We start from the raw sequence: 26573 nt of genomic DNA on the forward strand, positions 1-26573 counted from the left end.
GACCAACCTACGAATACGAAGCGATCGCGCTTGAGCCAGTCGTCTAATACGTCAAACCACCCTCTACTAGGGGCGCGTCCAACTGCGATGGTCATCGGACTAAAATCCTCTTTTTACTAAAATTGCAACGTTTCTAAGACAGTGCGGAGAGCCAGTGTAACCGACTGCCGTGAGGAATTAACGTTTTTTTTGACAATCTCAACAGCATAAAAGCAACTGAGATTCTGAGAGAAATGCTCATTAGTGAAATCAGCATTTCTCTTTCTTTATGCCATTACACGTACCATCGGCTAGTAATCTAGCTTGTGGTAACTTAATGATTCTTAACTTATCATACTACTCAGGGTTTTTGCCTGATACACAGAAGCAAATCAGTCATGAAACACAAACCTTATAAATAATATGAATATCAGAAATTTTACAATTTGACACAACTTTTCTCAGAAATGTAAAAAAATTTAGTCTACCTCGACGTAGATAGGGAACTCATTCCCAAAAGGTGAAAAACAGGCAGGGAGCAGGGAAGAAAGAGGACAAAGGGGCAGGGGAAGCAGGGGGAAAAAAGAATTACTGAACAATAACCCTCTTTGCTCAAGAGCCTCTCCTGCTTATCCGAACCGCATTTGGGTAAAAAGAATTTTTATCAGCCATTGAGTGTAGAAATTTAAGACTTAGTGCCCTAACAAATTATATAAGTAGCAAGAACAGCGAAGGGGGCGGTTAAGTTTTTGTCAACAATGTTTGGTAAAATAGTCTAGATGGTTACTTCGCCGCCACAGTCGTTGATACACCTCTGGAAAAACTATGTGAAACGTTGGACAAGGGGAAAGGAAGTTGGCACATCTTGACTAATACAAATAGCCTAAGTGGTTTGTCCCTTAGTGCAGGTAAGGCATCATCCGGGACAGTAAAATTTGTAGGGTGCAGGGTAAAAAATTCATCGTCTACGGTAAAGTATACCGTGGACTTAAAACAGAGCTTCAATGCCTCCTAAGCAAGAGCCGGATTGGTATAGAAGCACACACTCCATGCAAGAGCATTGAGTGTGCAAGTATGTGACAGCGAGTATCTCACGGGGCAATGGTAGTTCAATGACGGCATCAATAACGATTAACAAAGGCGATCGCCTCCTGCATCAAAATGTTCTCGGTTCTCGTCGGTTCAGTAATTACTGCTGGGCAACTATCGTTACGTTGGGAGCAAGCGGCTTTTTATTAGCTGGGATATCCAGTTATTTAAAAGTTAATTTACTCATAGTTTCCGATCCAACTCAACTAGTATTCGTCCCCCAAGGATTGGTGATGGGTTTATATGGCACTGCTGGCTTGCTATTAGCCACATACCTGTGGCTAGTGATTTTATGGGACGTAGGAGGCGGTTACAACGAATTTAATCAGGAAACTGGCACAATCAAAATATTCCGTTGGGGATTTCCTGGCAAAAACCGTCGAATTGAGATTGACGGCCGTATAGAAGATGTACAGTCCGTGCGAATAACCGTCAAAGAAGGTCTTAATCCTCTTCGCGCCCTCTATCTACGCATTAAGGGCCGGCGAGATATACCCTTAACACGGGTTGGACAACCGTTATCTTTAACAGAGTTGGAAACAGAAGGCGCAAAATTAGCCCGTTTTTTGGGAGTGTCATTAGAAGGGCTGTAAGCGAGTGGGGAGTGGGATGAGGGAGCAGGGGAAGAAGAATTATTGCTTAATGACTAATTCCCAATGCCCCTCAAAACGATAAGATACTCTGGTTAAATCGGTAACAGGCAATGCGGTTAAAAATTTCACAATTTTTGCTTTCTCTTGTGATTATCAGTGCCTTGATGTTGGGAGGATGTTCAACACAGCAAGTCGCTTCTAATACATCTTCTCCAATCTCGACAGCTACCTCGACCACAAGCGAGGCAAGCAGCAAGACAACTACTGAAGCAACATCTTCATCTCAAACTAATAATGAGAGTATTCCTGGACTAGCAGATTTACCACGCCTCGATGGCAAGGCTACTGTGGTACTTACGGTTAAAGGCTCACCGATTACTATCGAAGTAGATGGCACTGATGCCCCCATTACAGCTGGCAACTTCGTAGATTTAGTGCAGAAGGGTGTCTACGATGGTTTAGTTTTTCATCGAGTTGTACGCGAACCCCAACCGTTTGTAGTTCAAGGGGGCGATCCCCAAAGCAAAGACCCGAAAGTTTCAGCAGATAGACTAGGAACAGGTAGTTATATTGACCCAAAAACGGGAAATGCTCGTTATATACCTTTAGAAATTAAGCCAAAAGGTTCAGATACTCCAATTTACAATAAACCCTTTGATGCTACTGCTCAAGCCGTAGTATTACCTCATAAACAGGGTGCAGTAGCGATGGCGCGATCGCAAGCACCAGACTCCGCTTCTGCCCAGTTTTACTTTGCTTTAACGGATTTGGCGTTCTTAGATGGTAACTACGCCGTGTTTGGCAATGTCACTCAAGGCTTTGATGTTGTGAACAAAATTAAGCAAGGCGATCGCATTGACTCTGCTAAAGTCACTCAAGGCGCTGAAAATCTGAAAATACCAGGGAAGTAGGAGAAAGAGGGCAGGGGGAGCAGGGGTAGATGAGGGAGCAGGGGGAGATAAGAGATTAGCGATTATTGTTCGGTTATCTCCCTCATCTCTCTCATCCTCTTATCCTCCCAAATTGCAAATTGATTAAGGTTTGTGTTACTGGTATTGGTTTAATTTCCGCCTTGGGTGGAAACTTAGAGGATAGCTGGCAAAATTTGCTAGCAGGTAAATCTGGAATTCGATTACATCAACCTTTTCCAGAATTTACACCACTTCCTCTAGGTTTGATTGGTCAACAACCATCTGAATTGACAATGTTAACTCAGATGGTTGTAGCTTCTGCTTTGCAAGATTCTGGGTTAGTTTCACATGCAGCTGATTGTGCTGTAGTCATTGGATCGAGTCGCTCTTATCAAGCGTCTTGGGAAATTCTGGCGCGGCAAATGTATGAAGACGCGGCGGATTTGCCCGTGTCCTCTTTTGGAAATTGGCTAGATACATTGCCTCACATGAATGCGATCGCAGCTGCAAGACAAATCGGTGCATCAGGTATAGTTTTAGCACCGATGGCAGCTTGTGCAACTGGAATTTGGGCGATCGCTCAAGCAGCTTTGCTTATCCAAACTGGGCAATGTCAACAGGCGATCGCTGGCGCAGTGGAAGCGCCGATTACACCCCTAACTTTGGCTGGGTTTCAGCAGATGGGTGCTTTGGCGAAAACTGGGGCTTATCCCTTTGATTTGCACCGGGAAGGCTTAGTATTGGGCGAAGGCGCAGCTGTCTTTGTCTTAGAATCAGCAGAGTTGGCAAAACAGCGTCAAGCAAAAGTGTATGGTGAAATTCTCGGTTTTGGCTTAACCAACGACGCATATCATGCTAATTCACCAGAACCTGAAGGCAAAAGTGCGATCGCTGCCATCAAACAATGTCTAGAACGTAGTTGTCTCTCACCAGGCGATATTGATTACATTCATGCTCATGGCACAGCTACCCAGCTAAATGACCAAATGGAGAGCATGGTAATCCAGCGTTTGTTTCCCCAAGGGGTAGCAGTTAGTTCCACCAAGGGAAGCTCAGGCCACACATTAGGAGCATCTGGAGCTTTAGGTGTGGCTTTTTCTCTCATGGCCTTAAAGCATCAAATTTTACCACCTTGTGTAGGATTGCAGCAGCCAGAGTTTGATTTAGATATTATTACATCTGCACGTTTAAGTAAAATTAGGCAAGTGCTATGTTGCAGTTTTGGCTTTGGTGGGCAGAATGCAGCGATCGCACTAGCAAGGTAGAAACTTGTTAGTTTAACTATCTGACCGACATTATATATAAGTTTTACTTAAGTATTTACTTTTAATATATAATTATCCTGTTTTTGCAGTAATATCAGGATATGAAAAATAAAACTGTAACAAAAACTACAAAATATCTATTTTCCCCAAAAAAAGGATAAGCTAAATACAGATGATATCCGGTTCGTAAAGATACCGTGATTAGGAGAAAATTTTATGATTTCAAAATCTCTGTTGCTGCCAGAACCTGCTTCTCCAGCGCATATATGCCCATTTGATCAAGCCTGTAGCTACTTAGAAGCGGCAGCTAAAGAATTAAATTTAAATCAGGGTTTGCTGGAAATTCTTAGCCACCCGCGTAAGGTTGTGACGGTTTCCATCCCCGTGAAATTAGATAATGGGGAAATACAGGTTCTTGCTGGACACCGGGTGCAGCACTCCGATGTTTTAGGCCCCTATAAGGGCGGAACCCGTTACCATCCAGCTGTGACATTGCGCGAAGTATCTGCTCTAGCAATGCTAATGACCTGGAAATGTGCTTTATTAGGTATTCCTTACGGTGGTGGCAAGGGTGGCATTGCTATAGATCCCAAACGCTACAGTGTTGGCGAATTAGAGCGAATCACCCGTCGTTATATCAGCGAGTTGATTAAAGATATTGGGCCTGCTGTAGATATTCCTGCCCCAGATATGGGTACTTCGTCCCGTGAGATGGCTTGGATGATGGACACTTACTCTGTGAATGTTGGTCATGCTGTACCAGGGGTTGTAACTGGGAAACCGCTTTCTATAGGTGGTTCACTGGGACGAGAAATGGCAACTGGACGTGGCGTGATGATTATTGTCCGTGAGGCGCTGGCACAGCAAGGTAAATCTTTAGCAGGTATGCGAGTAGCTATTCAGGGTTTCGGTAACGTTGGCTGTGCCGCAGCAGAATTATTACATCAAGCAGGCGCGAAAGTTATTGCTGTTTCAACGGGTGCTGGAGGAATATTTTCCGAAGTCGGTCTTGATATTCCCAAGTTGAAAGTCTATGCTGCTGAAAATCGCAAGAGTATTATGGGTTTCCCGCAATCTGTACCAATTAGCAATGCAGATTTATTAACTTTGCCCTGCGATGTTTTAATACCGGCGGCTTTAGAAAACCAAATCACTGAAGAAAATGTGAATCAAGTGCAAGCGCGAATTGTTGCAGAAGCGGCTAATGGGCCGATTACCCTTGAGGCTAACTTGGCGTTAGAGGCACGGGGTGTGACAGTGTTACCGGATATATTGGCGAATGCTGGCGGTGTCGTAGTTAGTTATTTGGAGTGGGTGCAGGGCCTTTCCTACGTATTTTGGGATGAGGAGCGCGTTAACCGCGAAATGGAGCATTTGATGGTACAAGCTTACCATCGGGTGATTCAGCAGTCGGAGGTACGGCAAATTCCTCTGCGATTAGCTGCTTATACTTTAGGGGTAGGTAGAGTGGCTCAGGCATTGACTGACAGAGGTCTTTATCCTTAAGATTTGGACATAAACAGCAGTTTTTAATTGAATAGAGAACATATAAGGGCACAATATTATTGTTGTGCCCTTATATGTTATTAATAGCGAGTATTTTTATTAAGCGATCGCTACAATATTACTAGTACTAAATGTCTGTTCTCTGACAATCATCCACTTAGTACATTCTTTATTTCACCAAACTTGATTTTGTGCAACTTCACCAAGAATTAGTATTAGTAATCATTGCCCAGAAGGTGCAGCAGCATGAATTAAGTCTGGCTTCTCGTCACTAGGAGGACGCTCAATAGTTTGATCCGATGTGGGACGTTGCTGGCGCTCGCTAGTTTGAATCTGCACAGGTTTACCTGTCTCAATTGACTCGTAAAGCGCTTGAATGATCGAAACATCAATCAACCCTTCCGTACCTGATGGTTCTGGGTTTTTATCTTCGAGAATACAATTAGAGAAGTAAGTAAATTCAGCTGCTAGTTGATCGTGATCCTCAAAGGTACGCTCTTGAGTTTCACCATTAATTGTCAGGTAATGCTTGATTTCTCCCTGCCAAGGATATGCAGGATTTACTCGTAAATCGCCTTGAGTACCTACAATCCGATAGGTTGAAACACTTGCTCCTCAAAAGCTACAGGTAAATGTTGCCAATCGCTCATTCGGGAAACGTAAAATAACGCTAGCCATTTCTTCCACTTCGCTGAAGCGTTGTTCTCCATTATTGGCAGCTACAGCAAATACTTCAATAGGTTCATCTTGAAATAAGTAACGTGCAGCATTAATGCAGTAGACGCCAATATCATAGAGCGTGCCACCACCTGTAACATCTCGTAAACGAATATTGCCTTCTTCTACTTGCTGAGTAAAAACCGAGTTGAAAATACGTGGTTCACCAATTTGTTTTGAACGCAAAATTTCAACTGCTTGTAAATTGGCTTCTTCTAAATGTAAACGGTAGGCAATCATCAGCTTCACATTATTGTCATTGGCAGCTTTAATCATTGCCTCACACTCTTCTTCTGTTACTGCCATTGGCTTTTCACATAATACATGAATTGCCTGATTAGCAGCCCGCACAGTGTAGTCGCAATGCAAGTGATTGGGCAGCGCAATATAAACTGCATCAATCTCGCCACTTGCCAAACACTCCTCATACTCTTCGTAAGAATATGTATGTTCTATACCATACTTTTTGCTCAGTTCTTCGTTTTTAGTGGAGTCATCTGAAACTAGTGCCACTAATTCTGAGTTTTCGGCGTTGGCAAAGGAAGGTAAAGCTGCTTCTTGGGCAAACCAACCTAAACCAACAACGGCGTAACGAATTTTGCGCTTACCATTTGTAGCAGTCATTATTTTACTCCCTGATGACGAATACTTTGGTGATTTAAATGCACTTATTACGTGCAAATCATGGTTTACTGTTTATGCAACATATTAGAGAAAATTGCATTATTACATTGCTAATACAGCTTCTATATCTGGAATAAATTTAGCTTTAGCTTCCGTTTTAGCCATTTTTTCCCCTCAGTAATAATCAATTTATTTATAGGGCTGAGAATTTGGAGGCTGATGAATGGGATCTCGTCTATTCTCAACGACTTGTTAAATTAAAACCTCATTCTTTCAGTAAGCTTTAGTTTAGACTTAGGGAATATTTTCGGTATTGTACCTTGACTGAAATTCATAACCTCAGAATGATGGATACTGAGTATGTAGCGTTAGCAGCCTAAGGCTATGACTTCAATTATCAAATCAACCACCTGTGGACGCAAAAAAGGTGGCTATGGCACTAAAATGATGAATGCGATCGCTTCTGAACTTACAGATGGTGCATGGGAAATGTCAGCTTTACCTAATGGACAAATGCGAGTCACACTGAGTTGGCATTTACCCTAATTCGATCTAGCTAAATTAAAAAAAATAGTAGGAGTTCGGTTAGTGTATGGTAAAACCAATAATCCAATCAGCAACTCAAACCTTATACGACGAAGATTATTATCTGTGGCTGAGGACAACTATAAACCAACTTCGTACTAAACAGTTTTCTGCTGTTGATTTAGATAATTTGTTAGAAGAATTAGAAACTATGGGTAGAAGGGAGAAGCGAATAATTGAAAGTTTATTAATTAAGCTTCTTCAACATCTACTAAAACTCAAGTGTTGGGATGACGAACGAGAACGCAATCAAGGACATTGGAAAGGGGAAATCAGGAATTTTCGTAGAGAGATTAAAAAAGCTCTGAAAGATAGTCCTAGTCTTAAGCCTTACATTTTAGAAATCTTTGATGAATGTTATCAAGACGCAAGGAAAGAAGCAAGCGATCGCTCTCAACTTGCCATTGACATATTCCCCATTATACCCATTGGCTCTTTAGAGCAAATTTTAGATGAAAATTGGTTTCCTGAATATAACCACAATCATCACGGTAAACCCGATTAAAATGAATACGCAATTGGGATTTCCATAGGAGTATGCAGCCGTGCAGCCGGACTTAATAGGCTTGGAAATTAGTAAGGGGGAACTGAGACGTTTGACTGGGTTCGATCCAGAAGACGTTTTTCGCCCCTCGGTTTTGCGAGATAGCAAGAAGCGATTAGGGTTTTTGATCAATGAAATGCTGGTGACGCTGGCGCTAACGCCAATAATTGTTGGTTTTATTTACGCATTTATTATTCTGCCAACAATTGGTTCTTCAATTCGACTAGGAATTCTTTTACTCATTTTAGTGCCAATGCCGATATTAGTGGGGCGATGGATGTGGCGACAGGTGACTTGTCCTGAAGGACTGACAATACTTTTAGATGAAGTTGATAAATATCATGACTTGGTTGCTGCTATAGATATTAATGACCAATTGGCAGCATCAGGAAACGTAGAAAGCAGTTTCCATGACCGAGATCAAGTAATCGCGGCCCTGCAACTCATTAGAGAAGATTTAGTCCGCGCTCTGAAAACGGAACGAATTTTGCGGGATAATAAAAAATTGCTTGCTAATAACCAAGAGTTATTTGTAAATAATTTAGCCAGTCTGCAAGCTTTACAAGTTAGTAGTCAAGCAGGCGAATATGCTCAACTGCTAAATCAATCATTGCAAATTGCGATCGATGTGCAAGCAGAAATCAGAAAATTGCACAAAGGCTGAGTAGAGTTTTTTTTTGCTGATGACTTTCTTAAATAACAATCGCCCCATTGACCTAAATGAGCAACAAACCAAAAATAATTGTCCTGGATGATGACCCTACGGGTTCTCAAACAGTCCACAGCTGCTTGCTGCTAATGCACTGGGATGTGGACACTTTACGCATCGGGTTGCAGGATGATTCGCCGATTTTCTTTGTGCTAACTAATACTAGATCGCTAACGCCAGAGTTAGCTGCATCTGTCACTAAAGAAGTTTGCCATAACCTGAAAATCGCTTTGAATGCTGAAGGAATTGACGATTTTCTGATTGTCAGCCGTTCTGATTCTACTTTGCGGGGACATTATCCTATTGAAACTGATGCGATCGCACAAGAACTTGGCCCTTTTGATGCTCATTTTCTTGTACCAGCTTTTTTTGAGGGCGGACGCATCACCCGCGACACTGTGCATTATTTAATTATTGCTGGTGTACCCACCCCAGTGCATGAAACTGAATTTGCCCGTGATTCAGTCTTCAGCTACCATCACAGTTACTTACCCAAGTACGTCGAAGAAAAGACTAAAAGACGAATTAGTGCCGAAGCTGTAGAAAGATTTCTCCTAGCTGATATTCGCGCTGGTAGTTTGGAACGCTTGTTACAACTGAGTGGTAATAAGTGCGCTGTTGTAGATGGTGAAACTCAAGATGATCTCAACCGCTTTGCAGTAGACATATTAGCAGCAGCAAGTCAAGGGAAACGCTTTTTGTTTCGCAGTGCAGCAAGTATTTTAACAGCTTTAGCAGCTTTACCACCCCAACCCATTACTGCCGAAAATATGGCACAGTACGTGCGCCAAGGCAAACCAGGTGCAGTGATTGTTGGTTCCCATGTGAAAAAGACTACCCAGCAATTAGAGGCACTATTGCAAGTAGAAGGAACGGTGGGAATTGAAGTGAATGTAGCGCAATTACTTGATGATGCAAATCAATCTGCCGCATTACTAACTGAAATCCAAGAAAGGACACGGGCCGCACACGAGGCTGGCAAAACACCAGTGGTTTATACTAGCCGTCAGGAACTGAATTTTAAAGATGTTAAAACACGATTGGAGTTTGGGGAAAAAGTTTCAGGTTTATTGATGGATATTGTACGCGGTTTACCATCTGATATAGGATTCTTAATCAGCAAGGGTGGCATTACTTCTAATGATGTCTTGAGTAATGGACTAGCTTTAACTTCAGCTCGTTTAATCGGTCAAATTTTAGCTGGTTGTTCAATGGTGTTAACGCCTTCCGATCATTCCCAGTTTCCTGATTTACCTGTGGTGCTGTTTCCCGGTAATGTCGGCGATGCTGATGCCTTGGGGACAGTTTATCAGAGGTTGACTGTGCCAATTTGAGATTTAAGATTTGAGATTAAATAATCTTTTGCTTCATGCCAGACTAACTTCTTGCTACGCGCTTTTAGCCCTCGTGGGTAATACAAATCCAAAATACCAAATTTAAAATTCAAAATCTGTGTATCCTTTGTCTTTTGGCTAGTAATGCATGACTTCTGATTCTGCGGTTCCCGATCTAAAGTCAAATTCTGCACTTCCTAATGCAGAACCAAACTCTATCCTTTCTGAGGTAGAGGGAAATCCTACTATTTCTGATGTAGAGTCAGATCCTATCCCCCCTGATGCGGAGTTAAAATCCGTCCTCCTTTATCTAAAATCAAATACTTTCCTTGAAGATGTAGAGTCAAATCCTGCTAAACCAGATGTAGAGTCAAATACTGATCCGGCATCAGATTTTATTCTTACTGATTTAAATCCTAATGAGTCAGCCATATCAGGGTATCGCGTAAATGACAATAGTCAAGTCCAGTTAAAAAGTAAGGAGGGACGGCTGTTATTAATTCTGCCCCCGGAATCTCAAGTATCTGCTTCAGAACTCAGTTGGTCTGATATTTGGCAACAAATAAGACAGCGTTTGAATGCAGGCGATCGCTTTCGGATATCTAATACACCTGTGCATCTAATGGCACAAGACCGCCTAGTAGATGCCAGACAACTCCAAGAATTAGCCGAGGCTTTGAGTGATGTCCAACTACGACTAATATCAGTCTCAACTAGTCGGCGGCAAACTGCGATCGCTGCCGTCACATCTGGGTATTCTGTAGAACAACTACAGCCCGTAACTTCTCTGAATTCTGAGGCAAAAGCTACAGCCATACCTCAAGAAGATGCGCTTTATTTAGAAATAACAGTCCGTTCTGGAATAGAAATTCGTCATCCTGGTACAGTAATTATCTTGGGAGATGTAAATCCAGGTGGTATTGTAATTGCAGATGGAGATATTATCATCTGGGGTCGCCTCCGGGGAATCGCTCATGCTGGTGCTGGAGGCAATCGTGAGTGTCTGATTATGGCCTTGCAAATGGAACCAACCCAACTACGGATTGCAGATGCTGTAGCTAGGGCACCAGAAAAACCGCCAATGCAGTTTTCTCCAGAGGTGGCACATATTACGCCCCAAGGAATTCGCATCGCTAGGGCTACTGATTTTTCCAGAAACCAATTTACCAAGAGCAATCAAGAACCATAAATATTTAGTTAAAGAATGAAGTATAAAGGATGAAATAACATAAATATTCATACCTAGCCCTTATCAGGAAGAACAGATATTTCTTCATACTTGATAAGATACTTCATACTTTATACTGCAATTTACTGTTTTATATTTTCTGAACCCTTATTGACCGCATTTCTATCATGACTCGCATTATAGTGATTACCTCCGGCAAAGGAGGAGTGGGTAAAACCACAGTTTCAGCAAATCTGGGCATGGCTCTAGCTAAAATGGGGCGTCAAGTTGCCTTGGTTGATGCGGATTTTGGTCTGAGAAATTTGGATTTGCTGCTAGGGCTAGAAAACCGCATCGTCTATACTGCGGTGGAAGTCTTAGCCAGAGAATGCCGCTTAGAACAAGCCTTGGTCAAAGATAAGCGCCAACCTAATCTCGTACTTTTGCCGGCAGCCCAAAATCGCTCTAAAGATGCAGTCACGCCTGAACAGATGAAGTTATTGGTGAATGCACTGGCGCAAAAATATCAGTACGTGATCATCGATAGCCCTGCCGGCATTGAGAATGGGTTTAAAAATGCGATCGGCCCAGCAAAAGAAGCACTAATTGTCAGCACCCCAGAAATTTCCTCAGTTCGTGATGCTGACCGGGTAGTGGGTTTACTAGAAGCACAAGGTATCAAGCGTGTTCATTTAATAATTAACCGTATAAGACCCGCAATGGTGCAGGCAAATGATATGATGTCAGTGCAAGATGTTCAGGAACTTCTCGCCATTCCCCTGATCGGGGTAATCCCTGACGACGAGCGTGTTATTGTATCTACCAATCGCGGCGAACCCTTAGTGTTAGCGGAAAATCCCTCTTTAGCTGCCACAGCCTTTGAGAACATTGCTCGTAGATTAGAAGGGGAAAGTGTCGAATTTCTGGAGATCGACTCGTCCCAAGACAGCATCTTCGCCCGTATACGAAGGTTGTTCAGGACAAAGATTCTTTAACTTACTTTTCCAGTCTTTGCGCCAGACATATTCGTAATGATTGAACTTCTAGAACGACTTTTTTCTCGCGGTACTGATAGCAGTCGAACTCAAGTTAAACGTCGCCTGCAATTGGTGATTGCTCACGATCGCGCTGATATAGATCCTCAAACGTTGGAAAAAATGCGGAAAGAAATCTTAGATGTAGTCTGTCGCTATGTCGAAGTTGAGACGGAGGGCTTAGAGTTCTCCTTAGAAAGCAACCAACGAACGACAGCTTTAATTGCTAATTTGCCCATCCGCCGAGTCAAAGGAGCTATACCTGAATGGGAAAGGGGTGATTAGTCTCTGTAGTTTTAATTTTAAGTAAAAATACTTAAAATTTTAGTTAAATAATCCTTAATTCTGACAAATCATACTAATTTTAGTTGATAGTTATGGACGAATTTTAGGATACGCTTCATAAAGTGAGTACTGCGAGAACTATTCTCTTCAGAGACTTATTGCGTGGGAGCGATCGCCTCAAGATTTTTCTCGGATTGCTGAACTGAATGCCCAGTACGCTGATTTAGCAGCAGATTTTTCGGACTTATCCCTTGTGGCAATTTCTGAACACCTGAATGTTGCTGCAATCGCCACACTGGATGAAGATTTTAATATTTATCGACGTTATCGTAACCAACCATTTGAACGAGTTTTCTACCCTTAAGTAACAATGCCCGGCAATGCCTGCCGTTCTTGCTAGCCTACGCACAATTCAGAACCCAAATATTCCAATAAATAAAAAAATCTCCCGTTGTCGTCACTGCTGACAACGGGAGTATATAAAATATTTAATAAATTATCGGTAGGCTACATGTGGCCCTGCCCAAATTTCTGTAACCTTTTTACCAAAAATAATTGGCTGATCTTCATCTGTTGTAGTTATAGTCTTGCCATCATTAGCAACTTGCATTAATGGCCAGTTTTCCTCACCTAATTCACCTGCACGGAACAATACACGATCCGGTTGCTTTTTACTCCAACCTAACAATACTGCAATTTTTTCATGTTCCTCCTCATTAGCATTAGCAGGAGCAACTGTATTAGCGTGATTTTTTTGCCGATCCCAAATCACTGCACTATCTGTAGAATCACCTGTATTAAATATACCTTCAAACTTGCGTGCTAAGAAGCGATCGCCTTTTTCTGACCAGCTAACTGGAACTAATACCCCAATTTTACCACTGGGATCAGTTTCTTCAGACGACGCACCCTTTACAGCCTTTACCTGTAATAAAGGATCGCTAACAGGAGTTGTTGAAGCCATTACCCACAACTTATTGGTGTGCATATCTTGGACAAACAGCACGCTAGTTACCCGACTGTTATACATTTGGGGTTTTACCTCCAGTTGCACCCGGCTATAAACTGCATATTTACCATCTGGAGAAACCACGGGTATGCTGCGGTAGTGACGCACTCCCGAACCACCCTTGGAACCAATAGCTTCTTGAGTCGCTGTAATCCATTTCCAAGGAATAGGATGAGGACTACCTATAGGATCTATTTGTTCTGCTTGGGACTCATCATGAGGTTCAGAAACAGGTATTTCCGTTGTTGTGGTTGGTTGTGATTCTGTAAGAGTTGGTACTACTTGAGTTGCTGTCAATGATTCAGTTAAAGACTTTTCTCTAGAGAGAGAATTTTCTTGTCCTTTTAAAGACTTTATATTAGCAGCTTTGAGTTTTCGGATTAAATTAAGTTGACTAACAGGAACATCTGTTAATGGTGCGAGTTCAACTGCTGCCAAAGAATCAGGAATAGTTAAATTGTTGCTTGACACAAAACTATGTATTTGAGCCAAAGAGTCTATTTTATCGGCTAGTAATACTTGCGGTTCCTGGACAGTAGTACTTTGTGTTGGCACAGAGTCAAATTCTTCTATTAAGGAGTCAGTTTGCTCTGTTTTTGATATTTCAGCTATCTCAGGTTCCCCAACTACAGCTATTTCCTTTGATACAGAGTCAGAATCTCCAGTCATTGAAGTTAGCTTAGATACTTCAAATTTTATCGGTAACGAGTGAGCCGATGCCCCTAGTAAGGGTGCAATCAGTATTGCAACGACAACGTAATTGAGAAATGGTTGGGCGCGGAACCATCCTGACAGCAAAAGGGGTTTAAGCATTTGTAGACTCTCTAGAGGGGCGGTTGCTATGTGAGAAGCAATACCTATGCAGCAATGGGCAGGCGGTAATTATATGTATAACAAGAAACTAAAAACTTTGACGAGATTTTTACTTCAAAGTTCGCAGAGTTTTACAAAATTAAGTATCATTGTCAACACCTTTTCTTGCTTAGGTACTTGATGTTTTTGTACAAGAATATGTGAGTATAGTAAATATGCTGACAAGTCAGTAATTACTACACAATATATAATCTTGCCGTTGCTATACCTAACCACACCAAAAACAGGTATTAGTCAAAGGAATATTCAGCGTGTAATAACGCTGGCAACCAAGAGTGAGATAAATCGGCGATTGGGGATCGTACTAGCGATCGCTAGTACACAACAAACAAGCCAGGTTACACACTAATATAAGAGGGCAAACCCTCATAATGGTAAACGTGAGGCGTTATGTGAAAAACTCTTAAGGCAGACGCACAATACATCATACTCAGAAAATACTGCTGTCAGCAACCTAAAGTTATAAACTGCAATCTTAACTACAGAAATAGTTAGAAGACGCAATACTTTTTTAGAAACCCAATTGTATTTAACGCTAATTAGGTGCAAGTTATCGGGAACACAACAAAACTTACTCGGTAGATGCTCTAGCGGCTCGTAACGAGACACCACTAAACTATTAGGCTCACTAAAGGTAGATGCAGTTGATACTAGTTATTACACTTGTCAACTTAACTATTAAGTTAATCAATAAGCCTTTCGTTTCACCAATACGAAAATATTGTACCACCAAACAGCCGATATTATTTACCATTAATTAATCACTAACGATTAACAACTAATTATTAATGAAAATTGTATTCTTTGGTACACCGCAGTTTGCTGTACCCACATTGGAAAAGTTATTGAATCACCCAGAATTTGAGGTGTTGGCAGTTGTCACCCAACCAGATAAACGCCGGGAACGGGGAAATAAACTAACTCCTTCACCTGTAAAAGCGATCGCTACTGCTCACAACTTACCAGTATGGCAACCCGAACGGGTGAAAAAAGACACCGAAACTTTAAGCAAACTCAAACAGTTAGATGCAGATGTGTTTGTTGTTGTCGCTTATGGACAGATATTATCGTCAAAAATCTTAAATATGCCAAAATTGGGCTGTATTAATGTGCATGGCTCGATTTTACCCAAATATCGGGGTGCAGCACCGATTCAGTGGTGCTTGTACAACGGTGAGAAGGAAACGGGGATCACGACAATGTTAATGGATGTGGGAATGGATACCGGCCCAATGCTACAAATAGCCACTACACCCATTGGATTACTAGATACTACCCAAGATTTAGCCTTTATACTAGCTGGGATCGGTGGGGATTTGTTGGTAGAAACTCTGTTGAAGTTGGAGCGTAAAGAAATTCAACCAATTCCTCAAGATAATTTGGAAGCTACTTATGCACCTCTGATTCAAAAAGAAGATTATGTTTTAGATTGGTCAAAAAGCGCTATCCAATTACACAATCAAATCAGAGGCTTTTACCCTAACTGTACAGCTACCTTTCGTAACAACCTGTTGAAAATCACTGCTTCTGCTCCCCTTGGTTCTGTAAGCGATGTCTGGCGACAAGCCGCTTTGCGTCTACGCGATCTCCCACCAGAATTACAAGAATTAATGCATAAATTGCCGGATTTGTCAAATGTATCAGACAGACCAGGAGAAGTAATTAACATTACTAAAGGAATTGGGGCAATTGTCCAGACTGGAGAAGGTTTGTTGCTCTTGCGAGAGGTTCAGCTAGCTGGTAAACGTCCCCAGTCGGGATGGGATTTTGTGAATGGTACCCGCTTAACCGTGGGAGAAGTTTTTGGTGCGGGTAGTTGAGGGAAATGTAGCTTTAGTTTCCCGCAGGGTGGGAGAGGAGGGAGAATAACTTTTAACTCCTAACTCCTAACTTCTAACTTTTCATAAAAGCGGCAAGATTCGCAAGGGCCATCTGGGTTGACTGCACAGCGAATGAGTTCTGAATGAGCATTGTAACAGCAAGTGGCATCACCAATTACCCAACGTCCCGCTACCAAACTTTTCTCAGATGGTCGTTTAGCAGACTGCACATAAATGGCAATATTATGTAAGCGGTAGCGCCCACCTTTAAGTTGGTATCGATGGCGGCGTTCTAAAACCGCGTAGGTTTTACCTTCAAAATCGAGATAGTTTCCGGGTTGGGGTGTCCAATCAAGTTGCACTTTACCGAGTGACTCACGCGGATGCGTCAGAATCACCTCAGTTTGTAAAGAGTCTGGCTCCATAAGCTTATGTGATTTGATTTACATTATAAGGATGGTATCGCAATAGCTTTCTTTAGCTTACCGAATTTAGATTACAATTAATGATTAACTCTTCGCGTCCCTACAGATTAGGGCAACCAAAATTCAGGTAAGATAGATTTGCCCAAGTCACGGAAAGTTTGGTTGAGCGATCGCGCCACTTGGATATGCGCTTCATCCTCTTCTACAGCTAAAATCTCAGATGGCTGACCTTCTCCCAAATAAGACACCACCAAATTTGCCGCCTCCAAACCCGTAACATAAGCTTTTTCTTGTGACCAGGAACCATGACGGTTCACAATCCAATCCCCACTCATAAACACATTCTTAAAACTTGTCTTAGCGGGCAACATATAACGATAGCTACCAGGTGCAAAGTGAGTCACCGCTTGAGGTAGCCGAATTACACTGCTATCAATTATCTTTGCCTCCCGAAACGCCGGGATACAAGTTGCTAAATAACCCTGAACTATTGCTAAAATTTCCTCATCACTCAAATTGAGAAACTGATTTGCGTGATAAAAATCAGCTTCAATTACTGTTCCTGGCTCATTCCGATATTCATCATGTAGAGTATTCAAATCAAAAAACGTCCAACCTGTAGTTGCGTCGAATCCAAAGCAAGCATTAGAAGGACGAGGAATATCAATTTTGCGGTCAAACCATAGTCGCGTTGCTAAAACATCAATTGCTCCTAAATTGCTCAAATTACGAAATTCTTCATGGCTTTGTAAACTAGGGCTAGTTGAGACAATTTTCTTCATCCCCGTGATCCCAACTGCAAAAATCACCGCATCTGCTTCAATTACTTCATCACCGCAAACTACACCCTTGGCTCGATGATTGCTATCAACAATTAAATCTGTAACTTGACGCTTGGGTAATACTCGCGCACCAGCTTTTTCGATACGTTCCACCCAAGGACGAAATATTTTTTCTCCAACAGTTCCTCGACACCAAACTACATCAAAATCGGGTTGATGAGCCAGAATAAAAAAGTAAAGCATCCCTAAAGTTGCGGCGGCTGAACATTGTTCACCAGGGGCAAACAACCCCACCAATAACATTGGTTCAAAGGCCTCGCGGTAAAGCCGTGCAGAAACGTTAAAATCTTTGAACAATTCACGGGCAGTTACAAAGTCATAGCGCCGCCAAGCCGCATCAGAGTTGTCAAAATCAACGACAGTATAAAGTAAAGGTAAGGCGCTGAGACGGTCAATTAGCGGCAGCCGCTTAAATTGAGTGTAGAGAAAAGTTCCCAGTGGCGAGGGAAGCCGTGGCAAGTCTTGAAAAATTGGTGATTCAACTTCCAAACCTGCTGGTGAATATTGCGAAGAACGAGTCCAAGTAGTAAAAGGATTAATTCCTAATTCATTGATTAGGGAAAAAATATTTTTGTAAGGATACCAAAAGCCATGAATGCCAGCTTCAACAGATTTTCCGGTGGTTGTTTGCCAACCTGCCACCAATCCACCAGGATAGGGGCCTGCTTCTAGAAGCGTCACATCATAACCTTGTTTTGCCAAATGGTAGGTTGCTCCTAAACCAGCCCAACCAGCACCTACAACTACCACCCGTTTTTGTTGTGACCCTTCTACCATCCCAGCCTCCGATTGTTGCAGTCTATCAACTAATGTATACGAACTTGCCGTTTTCATCAGATGACAGCTTGCTATTACAACGGTTTTCGTACCCTGCGGGTACTCCGTTGGAGAACTCGAAGAGTAGCCGCTACGCGTCTATGGATAAGCTAATCGTCATTCATTTTTCCAGACTGATTCGCTTGTAGTAACGGCTTCAGCCCTGGTGTTATGCAACTTAAATGCTCATCAGCTTACAATACGTGCTTTGGTAGCATAGCTGTGCTACCTTACGAACCATATTCCATTGAATTAAAAACAGTTATAGACTTTGAGAAAGGCTAAGGCAGAGTAATTCAGTACAAATTGCTTGCGGTTAATGCTGAGTTAAGAGTATAACAGGAAACAGACTTAACTATTGATGAGGAATAATCATAATGTCTCAATTAGCACATATAAAATCCAGTCTGAATGACTTTGAATTACGAGATGGCATTTATTTTCCTAGTGACTATGAACAATTGAATAATACTCAACATAAAAAAAGATGGGACGCAATTGGTAAAACATACTATGGTTCCCAAAAAGTAGAAAAACTTGCAGATACATCGCCCATCAAACAAGATTACACTCTGTTAACTGGCACACCTGGAGGTACTTGGAACAAATTTCCATTGAATAAATCTGTTGGTTCTATTTTAGAGATTGGTTGTGGTTATGGTCGCGCACCTTTACATCTATCTAAAGCTAAAAATTTGAAATGCGAAAAATATTATGGAATTGACATTTCTGAACCGTTGTTGCGGCGGTTAATCAAGGTTAAACAAGAATACAATTTTTTTCCTGAAGCTGAATTTAACTTGATTTGTAATTCTGCTGAAATATTGCCTTTAGAAGATAATTCTATAGATTTGGTAATTTCTAACTGTGTCTTTATGCATATCCCAGATGCACAATTAAGAAATTTGCTGGCTGATATATCTCGCGTACTAAAACCTGGTGGAATTTTCGTTTTTAATCATTCCTTTCACAACAAGTCTTGTCCTTCTCATATTATCCATAATTTTATCAGAAGGCTGAATCCATTTGTAAGAAATCCAGTTTATCTGAAGCAATATACATCTGCTGAAATCAATGAAATGTTAGCAACTGCTGGGATAAAAGCTAAGTGTCCCCAATACAGTGTCGAACCAACGCAAGAATATGCAATTTTGCCGGAAACCATTAAAGGAATTCCTCTGCCGTTTGCTAATGCCATTAATAGAAGCCTTAAGCCATCAGATAGTTTAAAGGAAACTTTAGCTTATGGTTTTAGTGCCTACAGTACTCAACTCGACTAATTAAGATGTTGTCACAATGAACTGAATACCAAAGAACTACGGAAGCACAACAATGTTGTGCTTTTATTTTTCCAATCAATGTAATCTACCAACTTTTACCAACATGTTTTGACTAAAGTTGGTAAATTAGGGATTAGTTGAGCTAATTCTTCCCTCTGCAACTATGCCATTGGATTTATCGCCTCTTTGGATATCACTCAAAACTTCGTTACTTGCTACATTTATCACATTCTTCTTGGGTATCGCAGCTGCCTACTGGATGCTGGGATATCGTGGCAAAGGGAAATCGTTGATTGAAAGTATCTTTATTGCGCCACTGATTTTACCACCTACGGTTGTCGGTTTCTTGTTGCTGCTATTTTTTGGCAAAAATGGCCCTGTAGGGAAACTCATGGAGGCTTTTGACTTCACCATCGTCTTTACTTGGTATGGTGCAGCGATCGCAGCTACCGTAGTTTCTTTCCCTTTGATGTATAAAACTACATTGGGAGCTTTTGAACAAATAGACGGTAATTTACTGCGAGTAGCCAGAACCCTTGGTGCAACTGAAACCACAATCTTTTGGCGCATTAGTTTTCCCCTAGCATTACCCGGAATTGCAGCCGCCACAATGCTCGCTTTCGCCCGTGCTTTGGGAGAATTCGGGGCGACGCTGATGTTGGCTGGTAACATTCCTGGACAAACTCAGACAATCCCAATGGCGATTTATTTTGCTGTGGAAGGGGGAGCAATGAATGAGGCGTGGTTCTGGGCGATCGCAATTATGGTGATTTCTCTATCTGGAATTATTGCAGTCAACTTCTGGCAAGAATTGAAGGAAAAGAAGGGGGGAGTAGGGAGTGGGGAGTGGGGAGTGGGGGGCAGGGGGCAGGGAGCAGGGGGCAGGGGGCAGGGGGCAGGGGGAGCAGGGGGAGAAATTCTTTGTACTCAGCAATCTAGCTTTGAATCTGGTGGATTGTTTGTCAACATTGAAAAAATACTTCCTAGCTTTGATTTAAAAGTTGCTTTTACTACTGATGAGCAACCCTTGGGATTATTGGGGGGTTCTGGTGCAGGTAAGAGCATGATTTTGCGCTGCCTTGCGGGGATAGAAACGCCGACAAGAGGGCGCATAGTTTTAAATGGGAGAGTTCTGTTTGACTCAGAGCAAGGAATTAATTTACCCAGTCGCGATCGCCGCATCGGTTTTTTAGTGCAGAATTATGCTCTGTTTCCGCACATGAGTGTGGCGCAAAATATCGCTTTCGGCTTGCCCAAAGGACTATCGGCTGGGAGTATTAGAGTACAGGTAGAGGAGCAACTAATAGCGATGCAGTTGCAGGGATTAGGCGATCGCTATCCGCACCAACTTTCAGGGGGCCAACAACAACGGGTAGCTTTGGCAAGAGCATTAGCAAGTCAACCGGAGGCGCTGCTTTTAGATGAGCCGTTCTCGGCACTTGATACCCATCTGCGTAGTCAATTAGAGCAGCAAATGACAGAAACTCTTGCTGGCTATCAAGGTGTGACTCTATTTGTTACCCATAATATGGAAGAAGCTTATCGAATTTGCCCGAATCTATTGGTGTTGGAGCATGGTAGAGCCGTTCATTATGGCAGCAAACACGATATTTTTCAGCATCCAGCTACTGTTAGTGTCGCCCAACTTACCGGATGTAAAAACTTCTCCCGCCTTATTCCTCAGTCATCGCAAGAAGTGGAAGCGATTGATTGGAGTTGTACCCTGAAAGTAATTGAACCAGTTAATAGCGAATTATCTCACATCGGCATTCGCGCCCATCAGTTCATTTTTACCAACGACTCATCACAGGAAAATACCTTTCCCTGCTGGTTAGTGCGAACAAGTGAAACGCCTCACCGGATGACGTTGTTTCTCAAACTACATTCGGCTAGCAAGAATTCTCAAGATTATCATCTGCAAGCTGAAGTTTTCAAAGAAAAATGGGCGACTATGAAAGACCAAGCTTTCCCTTGGTATGTGCGTTTAGATCCTCTGCGGTTGATTTTGATGGAGTGAACGCAGAGATATACTTCGCAATCTCAATTTTACAAACACAACCAATATGCTGTACTGTCACGCTTCCAGAGTTTGATATGCTCAACCCAACTTACTATTCTATTTAAGGGCGCGATCGCGAAGACAAGCGTGTAGAATGTGTTAGTTAATAGGGTAGGCATCTTTCACTTAAATCCCTATTGTGTAAGAGGTCAAGATGGTACAGACACCCCCAAGTCCAGAAACCGAAACCCTATTGATTGAGTTGCCTAAGACAATCGGGTTGTACGTCACCCAGGCACAGTTTGCAGCCCTAGCAGTAGCCAACCGAGACTTGAGACTGGAAAGAACCGCAGATGGAGAGTTAATTGTGAACCCACCAACGGGCTGGGAAACTGGAGAACGCAATTGGAGTATTTCTGGAGAGTTGTATTTGTGGTGGCGTAATTCGGGCGAACTGGGTAAAGCCTTTGACTCTTCGACTGGATTCATTTTACCCAATGGTGCGACTCGCTCCCCCGATGCCTCTTGGGTGAGCCAAGAACGTTGGCAGGCAATCATTCCAGAACAAAAAGGAACCTTTGCTAATATCTGCCCGGATTTTGTTGTAGAGTTACGCTCTAGCTCAGATCGGCTTGGGTCTTTGCAAGCTAAGATGAGGGAGTACATTGACAATGGCGCTCTGCTGGGCTGGTTAATCGATCCGCAGCAGCGACGGGTGGAAATTTATCGACCGGGATTAGCAGTGGAAGTGTTGGAGAATCCTGCTGAATTATCGGGTGAAGCGGTGTTACCAGATTTTGTGTTGAATTTGCGTCGGGTGTGGGATTGAAAATTGAATATCTCTTACATGACATCTACAATCTGCCAGGGGAGTGTCACTTTCTTGCAGAGATTTCCCCAGTCAATCCGACTTCTTTGCTCTAAAATTTGAATCGGATGCCATGAGTCGAAAACCTTATCCCACAGACATTTCCGATACCGAATGGGATTTGATTAAATCAATGATTCCAGTTATCGTAAGCGCAAACGTGGAAAAAAGCGTGAAATCGATATGCGAGAAGTGGTAAATGCGATTTTTTACTTCTAATGTTACGATGTTCGTTGTAAAGTTGATTGCAATTTGAGTAAGCGATCGCTCGCTGCTTGTAATGTCTCAGGTCTTTTGCTGAAGCAAAATCTGATCAATGAATGTCCTTTTTCTGGTTGGCTGAAAAAGCTGGAACCTGGAACTACGGCAACACCAATATCTTTAATTAGATGGTAAGTAAATTCAACATCAGTTTTGTAGCCGAATTTGGAAATATCTGCAAGAACGTAATAGGCTCCTTGGGGAACGAAATAGGGAATGCCAACTTGATCTAGAATCTGTAAAATCCTATCTCGTTTTTGGTGATAAAGTTTGCCTAGTTCTTCATAATATGATGGTGGCAGTTGCATGGCAGCAACTCCGGCTCGTTGCAATGGTGCAGGAGCGCCAACGGTGAGAAAATCATGGACTTTGCGAATGGCTCCTGTCAATTCGGGGTTTGCCAAAATGTAGCCGACTCGCCATCCGGTAACGCTATAAGTTTTGGATAGACCGTTAATAGTAACGGTGCGTTCTTCCATACCGGGAAGGGTTGCTAGGGCAATATGTTGAGTACCGTTATAGAGAATATGTTCATAAATTTCATCAGTGAACGCTAACACATCCCATTTTTGACAAAGTTCAGCAATTAGGGTAAGTTCTTCACGGGTGAAGACTTTACCTGTGGGGTTGTGGGGTGTGTTGATAATAATAGCTTTGGTATTGGCATTGAAAGCTTGACGCAACTGTGCTTCATCAAATGTCCAATGGGGGGGATGCAGTGTCACATACCGGGGTATAGCACCAGCTAAAATCGCATCGGGGCCGTAGTTTTCATAATATGGCTCAAATACAATTACTTCGTCACCGGGATCAACTGTCGCTAACATCACAGATGCCATTGCTTCGGTGGAACCGCAAGTGACGGTGATTTGGGTTTCGGGATTGATATCTAAGCCGAGATACCAGTGGACTTTATTGGCGATTGCATGACGAAATAAGCGATCGCCCCAAGTAATAGCATACTGGTTGACATCTGCCTCTATTGCCTTACAAGCTGCCTGTTTCAACTCCAAGGGACAGGAAAAATCAGGGAACCCTTGCGCCAGATTCACCGCATCGTATTGCAGTGCCACCCGCGTCATTTCTCGAATCACCGACTCTGTAAACTGTTCTGCCTTCGCTGATATTTTTTGGCGCACAATCTCACTCATCCCTGTACCTCGGTTGATCTTTATTGCCGTTAACTGTAAATTCCTGTAAATCAGATAAAATCCATAATATCGATTAATTTATCGTAGTATACTCAAATTTCAGATTCAGAGGGAATGCAACCTTATAATCTATATACTTAATTATTGATATTAATAGTCAATTACTGAAGTACTGATCCAGAATCATCATGAAATCTTTGCACCGTCCCGATCTCTATAGCTGGTCTAATTTCAATCCGGCAAGAAATATTGATTTTAATGGGATTGCCTGGATTCGCCCAGATGGCAACATCTTGATTGACCCAGTAGCCCTATCAAACCATGATTGGAATCATCTCAAATCCCTCGGTGGTGTAGTTTGGATTGTGCTGACGAATTCCGAGCATGTCAGGGCAAGTAAAGATATTGCCGATCAAACTTATGCTAAAATAGCTGGCCCTGTGGCAGAAAAAGATACTTTCCCTATACCTTGCGATCGCTGGCTGTCTGACGGTGAAGAACTTGTCCCAGGACTAGAGGTAATTGAACTCCAAGGCTCAAAAACTCCCGGTGAATTGGCTCTGTTACTGGAGGAGACAACTTTGATTACAGGGGATTTAGTCAGGGCACGCAAAGCAGGTAGTTTAACAATTTTACCAGATGACAAGCTGCTGAATCGAGAGGAGGCTGTTGCTTCTGTTCGCAGGTTAGCAGAACTGAGTCGGGTAGAAGCAGTGCTAGTGGGGGATGGTTGGCCTGTCTTCCGCGACGGACGCGATCGCTTAAAGGAACTTGTAGCGACGCTGTAAATGGTAGGGTAGCACAGCTAGCTGTGCTACCCTACAGGAGATTGTGGTTCAAATATATAAAAAAGTTGTAAGAAGAATTGTAAAGATTACAGGTTGATAGAAGTTAAGACAGCTAAATAATAGCGCCTATATTTGACTCTGTTTAATTATCAAGAGCAAAGCGCGATTCTCCTGTGAAAAGGCTGTGCGATCGCGTGCAGAATATTTACAGTGTTGCCTAAAATTATGGATAATTCCCCAGTAGTCGCTCAAGCAGATGCATCCTTAGCAAATTACACTCAGGAAAATATACATCTAGTGGAGTCAGCAGTTGGATTGAATTCACCACCAAAGGAAAAGATCGGAAGTGACTTTGACTCTCGCATGATGCTGCGGTGTTTGGAACTTGCTCGCCGCGCTTTAGGACGGACTTCGCCAAATCCTTTAGTGGGAGCGGTGATTGTCAAGGATGGCGAGATTATCGGCGAGGGGTTTCATCCTCGTGCAGGTGAGCCTCATGCAGAAGTGTTTGCCTTGAGAGCAGCAGGGGATCGCGCTCGTGGTGCAACAATCTATGTGTCACTAGAACCTTGCAATCACTTTGGGCGTACTCCCCCGTGTTCTGAAGGATTGATCCAAGCAGGAGTGGCAAAAGTGGTGGTGGGTATGGTTGATCCCAATCCACTGGTAGCTGGAGGTGGGATTGCTCGTTTACGTGCAGCGGGGATCGAGGTGTTGGTAGGAGTAGAAGAAGCAGCTTGTCATCAGCTAAATGAAGCTTTTGTGCATCGCATTCTCTACAAACGACCTTTAGGAATTTTAAAATATGCCATGACTTTAGACGGCAAAATTGCTACTACCTCTGGTCACAGCGCCTGGGTAACAAGCCAAGAAGCCCGCAGTGAAGTACATCAGTTGCGGGCGGCTTGTGATGCAATAATTGTCGGCGGTAATACAGTTCGACAAGATAATCCTTACTTAACCACGCGTCAGGTGGAGGCACATAATCCCCTACGGGTGGTGATGAGTCGCCATCTCAACTTACCGGAAAATGCCCATCTGTGGCAAACTGCGGATGCTCCAACTTTGGTGTTGACAGAAAAGGGTGCTAATCCCGACTTCCAAGAACTGTTGCTCAAGCAGGGGGTGGAGGTGGTGGAATTAACATCACTTACACCAGATAAGGCTATGGCATACTTGTATGAGCGCGGTTTTTCTAGCGTCTTGTGGGAATGTGGTGGAACCTTAGCTGCTAGTGCGATCGCTCAAGGAGCAGTACAAAAAGTTTTGGCATTTATTGCCCCGAAAATCATTGGTGGTAGCATTGCTCCCACACCTGTGGGCGATTTAGGCTTTACTACCATGACTGAGGCGTTGTCTTTAGAACGTGTTCGTTGGCGTGTAGTCGGCTCTGACTGCTTAGTGGAAGGTTATTTTCCCCAAAAAGCCAATAGTCAATAGTAATAACACTTGACTATCAATTAATTTATCGTAATTTTGGTATCATGAACACTGACGTTCATGGGCAATATCACGTATAAGGGCTAGCCGAGATTGAATGTAGTGGCACAGATAATCAGTTTCGTTAGAATCTAACAAGACTTGTGTTTCGGTTTGTTTCACTAACCACTGCACCAAGCTAGCATCATCCAGTTGTAAGAGGAGCTTGGCTTGGGCAGTTTCAACCACTGACCAAAGCTGACGCATGATTGTAGGAGTCATCAGACCTCAATTGAATAATTAGCTTTGCTGTCTTTAGATTACACAATTACCATCGCACTTTACGACATGAATGTAGAACCTGAGACAAGTATTATTAAAAAGTTAATAATGGTATTTATAACTTTATGAAGATTAAGAATTTGATACTTAGTTTTGAAAATGGGAACCGGGAATTGGCTATTAAGTAAAACGGCGTGAATAATTAAAGGTTTGTATTAAGGACTTCAGCCCTTACTACACAGTCGATTACAATCATTTTACATTATTTAACATAGTTCGATTTATTCGCACCGACTTACTTAGTTACGACTCATAATTTAACTAATGACTAATGACTAATAACTAACTATATTAAATCATAAATTTGTTTTATAGGATACAAAATATAAATTTTGAG

22 protein-coding genes and 2 pseudogenes are annotated in these 26573 nt (G+C 42.4%); 18 read left to right on the forward strand and 6 right to left on the reverse strand.

Going from position 1 to position 26573, the window contains the following annotated elements; all coding sequences use genetic code 11:
- The first annotated feature begins 1091 nt into the window (after window positions 1-1091).
- From V7K25_RS06155 to V7K25_RS06170, 4 genes are all read left to right on the forward strand, one after another.
- The gene (locus V7K25_RS06155) at window positions 1092-1661 is read left to right on the forward strand and encodes a photosystem I assembly protein Ycf4 (protein ID WP_335156103.1); all 570 of its coding nucleotides are present in this window, start codon (window positions 1092-1094) and stop codon (window positions 1659-1661) included.
- A 110-nt stretch (window positions 1662-1771) separates the two neighbouring features.
- On the forward strand, window positions 1772-2572 hold the full coding sequence (locus V7K25_RS06160) for a peptidylprolyl isomerase (RefSeq protein ID WP_335156047.1): 801 nt from the start codon (window positions 1772-1774) through the stop codon (window positions 2570-2572).
- 119 nt (window positions 2573-2691) lie between these two features.
- Window positions 2692-3837: a beta-ketoacyl-ACP synthase gene (locus V7K25_RS06165; RefSeq protein ID WP_335156049.1), complete on the forward strand. Its 1146-nt coding sequence runs from the start codon at window positions 2692-2694 to the stop codon at window positions 3835-3837.
- Between the two features lie 216 nt (window positions 3838-4053).
- The gene (locus V7K25_RS06170) at window positions 4054-5343 is read left to right on the forward strand and encodes a Glu/Leu/Phe/Val family dehydrogenase (RefSeq protein WP_335156051.1); all 1290 of its coding nucleotides are present in this window, start codon (window positions 4054-4056) and stop codon (window positions 5341-5343) included.
- A 222-nt stretch (window positions 5344-5565) separates the two neighbouring features.
- On the opposite strand, the pseudogene V7K25_RS06175 reads toward V7K25_RS06170, so the two are convergent.
- Window positions 5566-6684, reverse strand: a pseudogene (locus tag V7K25_RS06175) (Gfo/Idh/MocA family oxidoreductase).
- A 384-nt stretch (window positions 6685-7068) separates the two neighbouring features.
- On the opposite strand from V7K25_RS06175, the gene V7K25_RS06180 reads away from it, so the two are divergent.
- The 8 genes and pseudogenes from V7K25_RS06180 to V7K25_RS06215 all read left to right on the forward strand — a co-directional run.
- Window positions 7069-7230: a hypothetical protein gene (locus V7K25_RS06180; protein WP_335156053.1), complete on the forward strand. Its 162-nt coding sequence runs from the start codon at window positions 7069-7071 to the stop codon at window positions 7228-7230.
- Window positions 7231-7276: 46 nt separating this feature from the next.
- Window positions 7277-7774, forward strand: a complete 498-nt coding sequence (locus V7K25_RS06185) for a DUF29 domain-containing protein (RefSeq protein ID WP_335156055.1) — start codon at window positions 7277-7279, stop codon at window positions 7772-7774.
- A 40-nt stretch (window positions 7775-7814) separates the two neighbouring features.
- Complete coding sequence (locus V7K25_RS06190; protein WP_335156057.1) at window positions 7815-8477, forward strand: hypothetical protein; 663 nt, start codon at window positions 7815-7817, stop codon at window positions 8475-8477.
- A 56-nt stretch (window positions 8478-8533) separates the two neighbouring features.
- Complete coding sequence (locus tag V7K25_RS06195) at window positions 8534-9856, forward strand: four-carbon acid sugar kinase family protein (protein WP_335156059.1); 1323 nt, start codon at window positions 8534-8536, stop codon at window positions 9854-9856.
- 148 nt (window positions 9857-10004) lie between these two features.
- On the forward strand, window positions 10005-11045 hold the full coding sequence (gene minC / locus V7K25_RS06200) for a septum site-determining protein MinC (RefSeq protein ID WP_335156061.1): 1041 nt from the start codon (window positions 10005-10007) through the stop codon (window positions 11043-11045).
- Window positions 11046-11212: 167 nt separating this feature from the next.
- A complete protein-coding gene (gene minD, locus V7K25_RS06205; protein ID WP_335156063.1) occupies window positions 11213-12019 on the forward strand; it encodes a septum site-determining protein MinD in 807 nt (268 codons plus the stop codon).
- Between the two features lie 36 nt (window positions 12020-12055).
- Window positions 12056-12343, forward strand: coding sequence for a cell division topological specificity factor MinE (gene minE, locus V7K25_RS06210; protein ID WP_229556864.1), 288 nt, complete (start codon window positions 12056-12058; stop codon window positions 12341-12343).
- Between the two features lie 175 nt (window positions 12344-12518).
- Window positions 12519-12707 (forward strand): annotated as a pseudogene (locus V7K25_RS06215) (VapC toxin family PIN domain ribonuclease); the annotation flags it as partial.
- Window positions 12708-12839: 132 nt separating this feature from the next.
- Here the strand turns inward: V7K25_RS06215 and V7K25_RS06220 are convergent.
- Window positions 12840-14165: a hypothetical protein gene (locus V7K25_RS06220; RefSeq protein WP_335156067.1), complete on the reverse strand. Its 1326-nt coding sequence runs from the start codon at window positions 14163-14165 to the stop codon at window positions 12840-12842.
- Window positions 14166-15013: 848 nt separating this feature from the next.
- Between V7K25_RS06220 and fmt the strand changes: the two genes are divergently transcribed.
- On the forward strand, window positions 15014-16045 hold the full coding sequence (fmt, locus tag V7K25_RS06225; protein ID WP_335156069.1) for a methionyl-tRNA formyltransferase: 1032 nt from the start codon (window positions 15014-15016) through the stop codon (window positions 16043-16045).
- 59 nt (window positions 16046-16104) lie between these two features.
- Here fmt and V7K25_RS06230 read toward each other — a convergent pair whose 3' ends face one another.
- Window positions 16105-16470 carry a DUF6464 family protein gene (locus V7K25_RS06230; protein ID WP_335156071.1) on the reverse strand — a complete coding sequence of 122 codons (366 nt, stop codon included), beginning with the start codon at window positions 16468-16470 and terminating at the stop codon, window positions 16105-16107.
- 107 nt (window positions 16471-16577) lie between these two features.
- On the reverse strand, window positions 16578-18089 hold the full coding sequence (locus V7K25_RS06235; RefSeq protein WP_335156105.1) for a hydroxysqualene dehydroxylase: 1512 nt from the start codon (window positions 18087-18089) through the stop codon (window positions 16578-16580).
- Window positions 18090-18505: 416 nt separating this feature from the next.
- Between V7K25_RS06235 and V7K25_RS06240 the strand changes: the two genes are divergently transcribed.
- The 3 genes from V7K25_RS06240 to V7K25_RS06250 all read left to right on the forward strand — a co-directional run bounded on the left by V7K25_RS06240 (window position 18506) and on the right by V7K25_RS06250 (window position 22236).
- Window positions 18506-19408, forward strand: coding sequence for a class I SAM-dependent methyltransferase (locus tag V7K25_RS06240; protein WP_335156073.1), 903 nt, complete (start codon window positions 18506-18508; stop codon window positions 19406-19408).
- Between the two features lie 163 nt (window positions 19409-19571).
- On the forward strand, window positions 19572-21425 hold the full coding sequence (gene modB, locus V7K25_RS06245) for a molybdate ABC transporter permease subunit (RefSeq protein WP_335156075.1): 1854 nt from the start codon (window positions 19572-19574) through the stop codon (window positions 21423-21425).
- Between the two features lie 196 nt (window positions 21426-21621).
- A complete protein-coding gene (locus V7K25_RS06250; RefSeq protein WP_335156077.1) occupies window positions 21622-22236 on the forward strand; it encodes a Uma2 family endonuclease in 615 nt (204 codons plus the stop codon).
- A gap of 260 nt (window positions 22237-22496) precedes the next feature.
- On the opposite strand, the gene V7K25_RS06255 is transcribed toward V7K25_RS06250, so the two are convergent.
- Window positions 22497-23687: a pyridoxal phosphate-dependent aminotransferase gene (locus V7K25_RS06255; RefSeq protein ID WP_335156079.1), complete on the reverse strand. Its 1191-nt coding sequence runs from the start codon at window positions 23685-23687 to the stop codon at window positions 22497-22499.
- Between the two features lie 188 nt (window positions 23688-23875).
- Between V7K25_RS06255 and V7K25_RS06260 the strand changes: the two genes are divergently transcribed.
- Window positions 23876-24475: an MBL fold metallo-hydrolase gene (locus tag V7K25_RS06260; RefSeq protein WP_322651156.1), complete on the forward strand. Its 600-nt coding sequence runs from the start codon at window positions 23876-23878 to the stop codon at window positions 24473-24475.
- 225 nt (window positions 24476-24700) lie between these two features.
- The gene (gene ribD / locus V7K25_RS06265) at window positions 24701-25915 is read left to right on the forward strand and encodes a bifunctional diaminohydroxyphosphoribosylaminopyrimidine deaminase/5-amino-6-(5-phosphoribosylamino)uracil reductase RibD (protein WP_335156083.1); all 1215 of its coding nucleotides are present in this window, start codon (window positions 24701-24703) and stop codon (window positions 25913-25915) included.
- Window positions 25916-25957: 42 nt separating this feature from the next.
- Here ribD and V7K25_RS06270 read toward each other — a convergent pair whose 3' ends face one another.
- On the reverse strand, window positions 25958-26176 hold the full coding sequence (locus tag V7K25_RS06270; RefSeq protein WP_109012126.1) for a hypothetical protein: 219 nt from the start codon (window positions 26174-26176) through the stop codon (window positions 25958-25960).
- Between the last annotated feature and the right edge of the window lie 397 nt (window positions 26177-26573).

The sequence above is a fragment of the Nostoc sp. genome, assembly GCF_036919495.1.
Taxonomy (GTDB): Bacteria; Cyanobacteriota; Cyanobacteriia; order Cyanobacteriales; family Nostocaceae; genus Nostoc.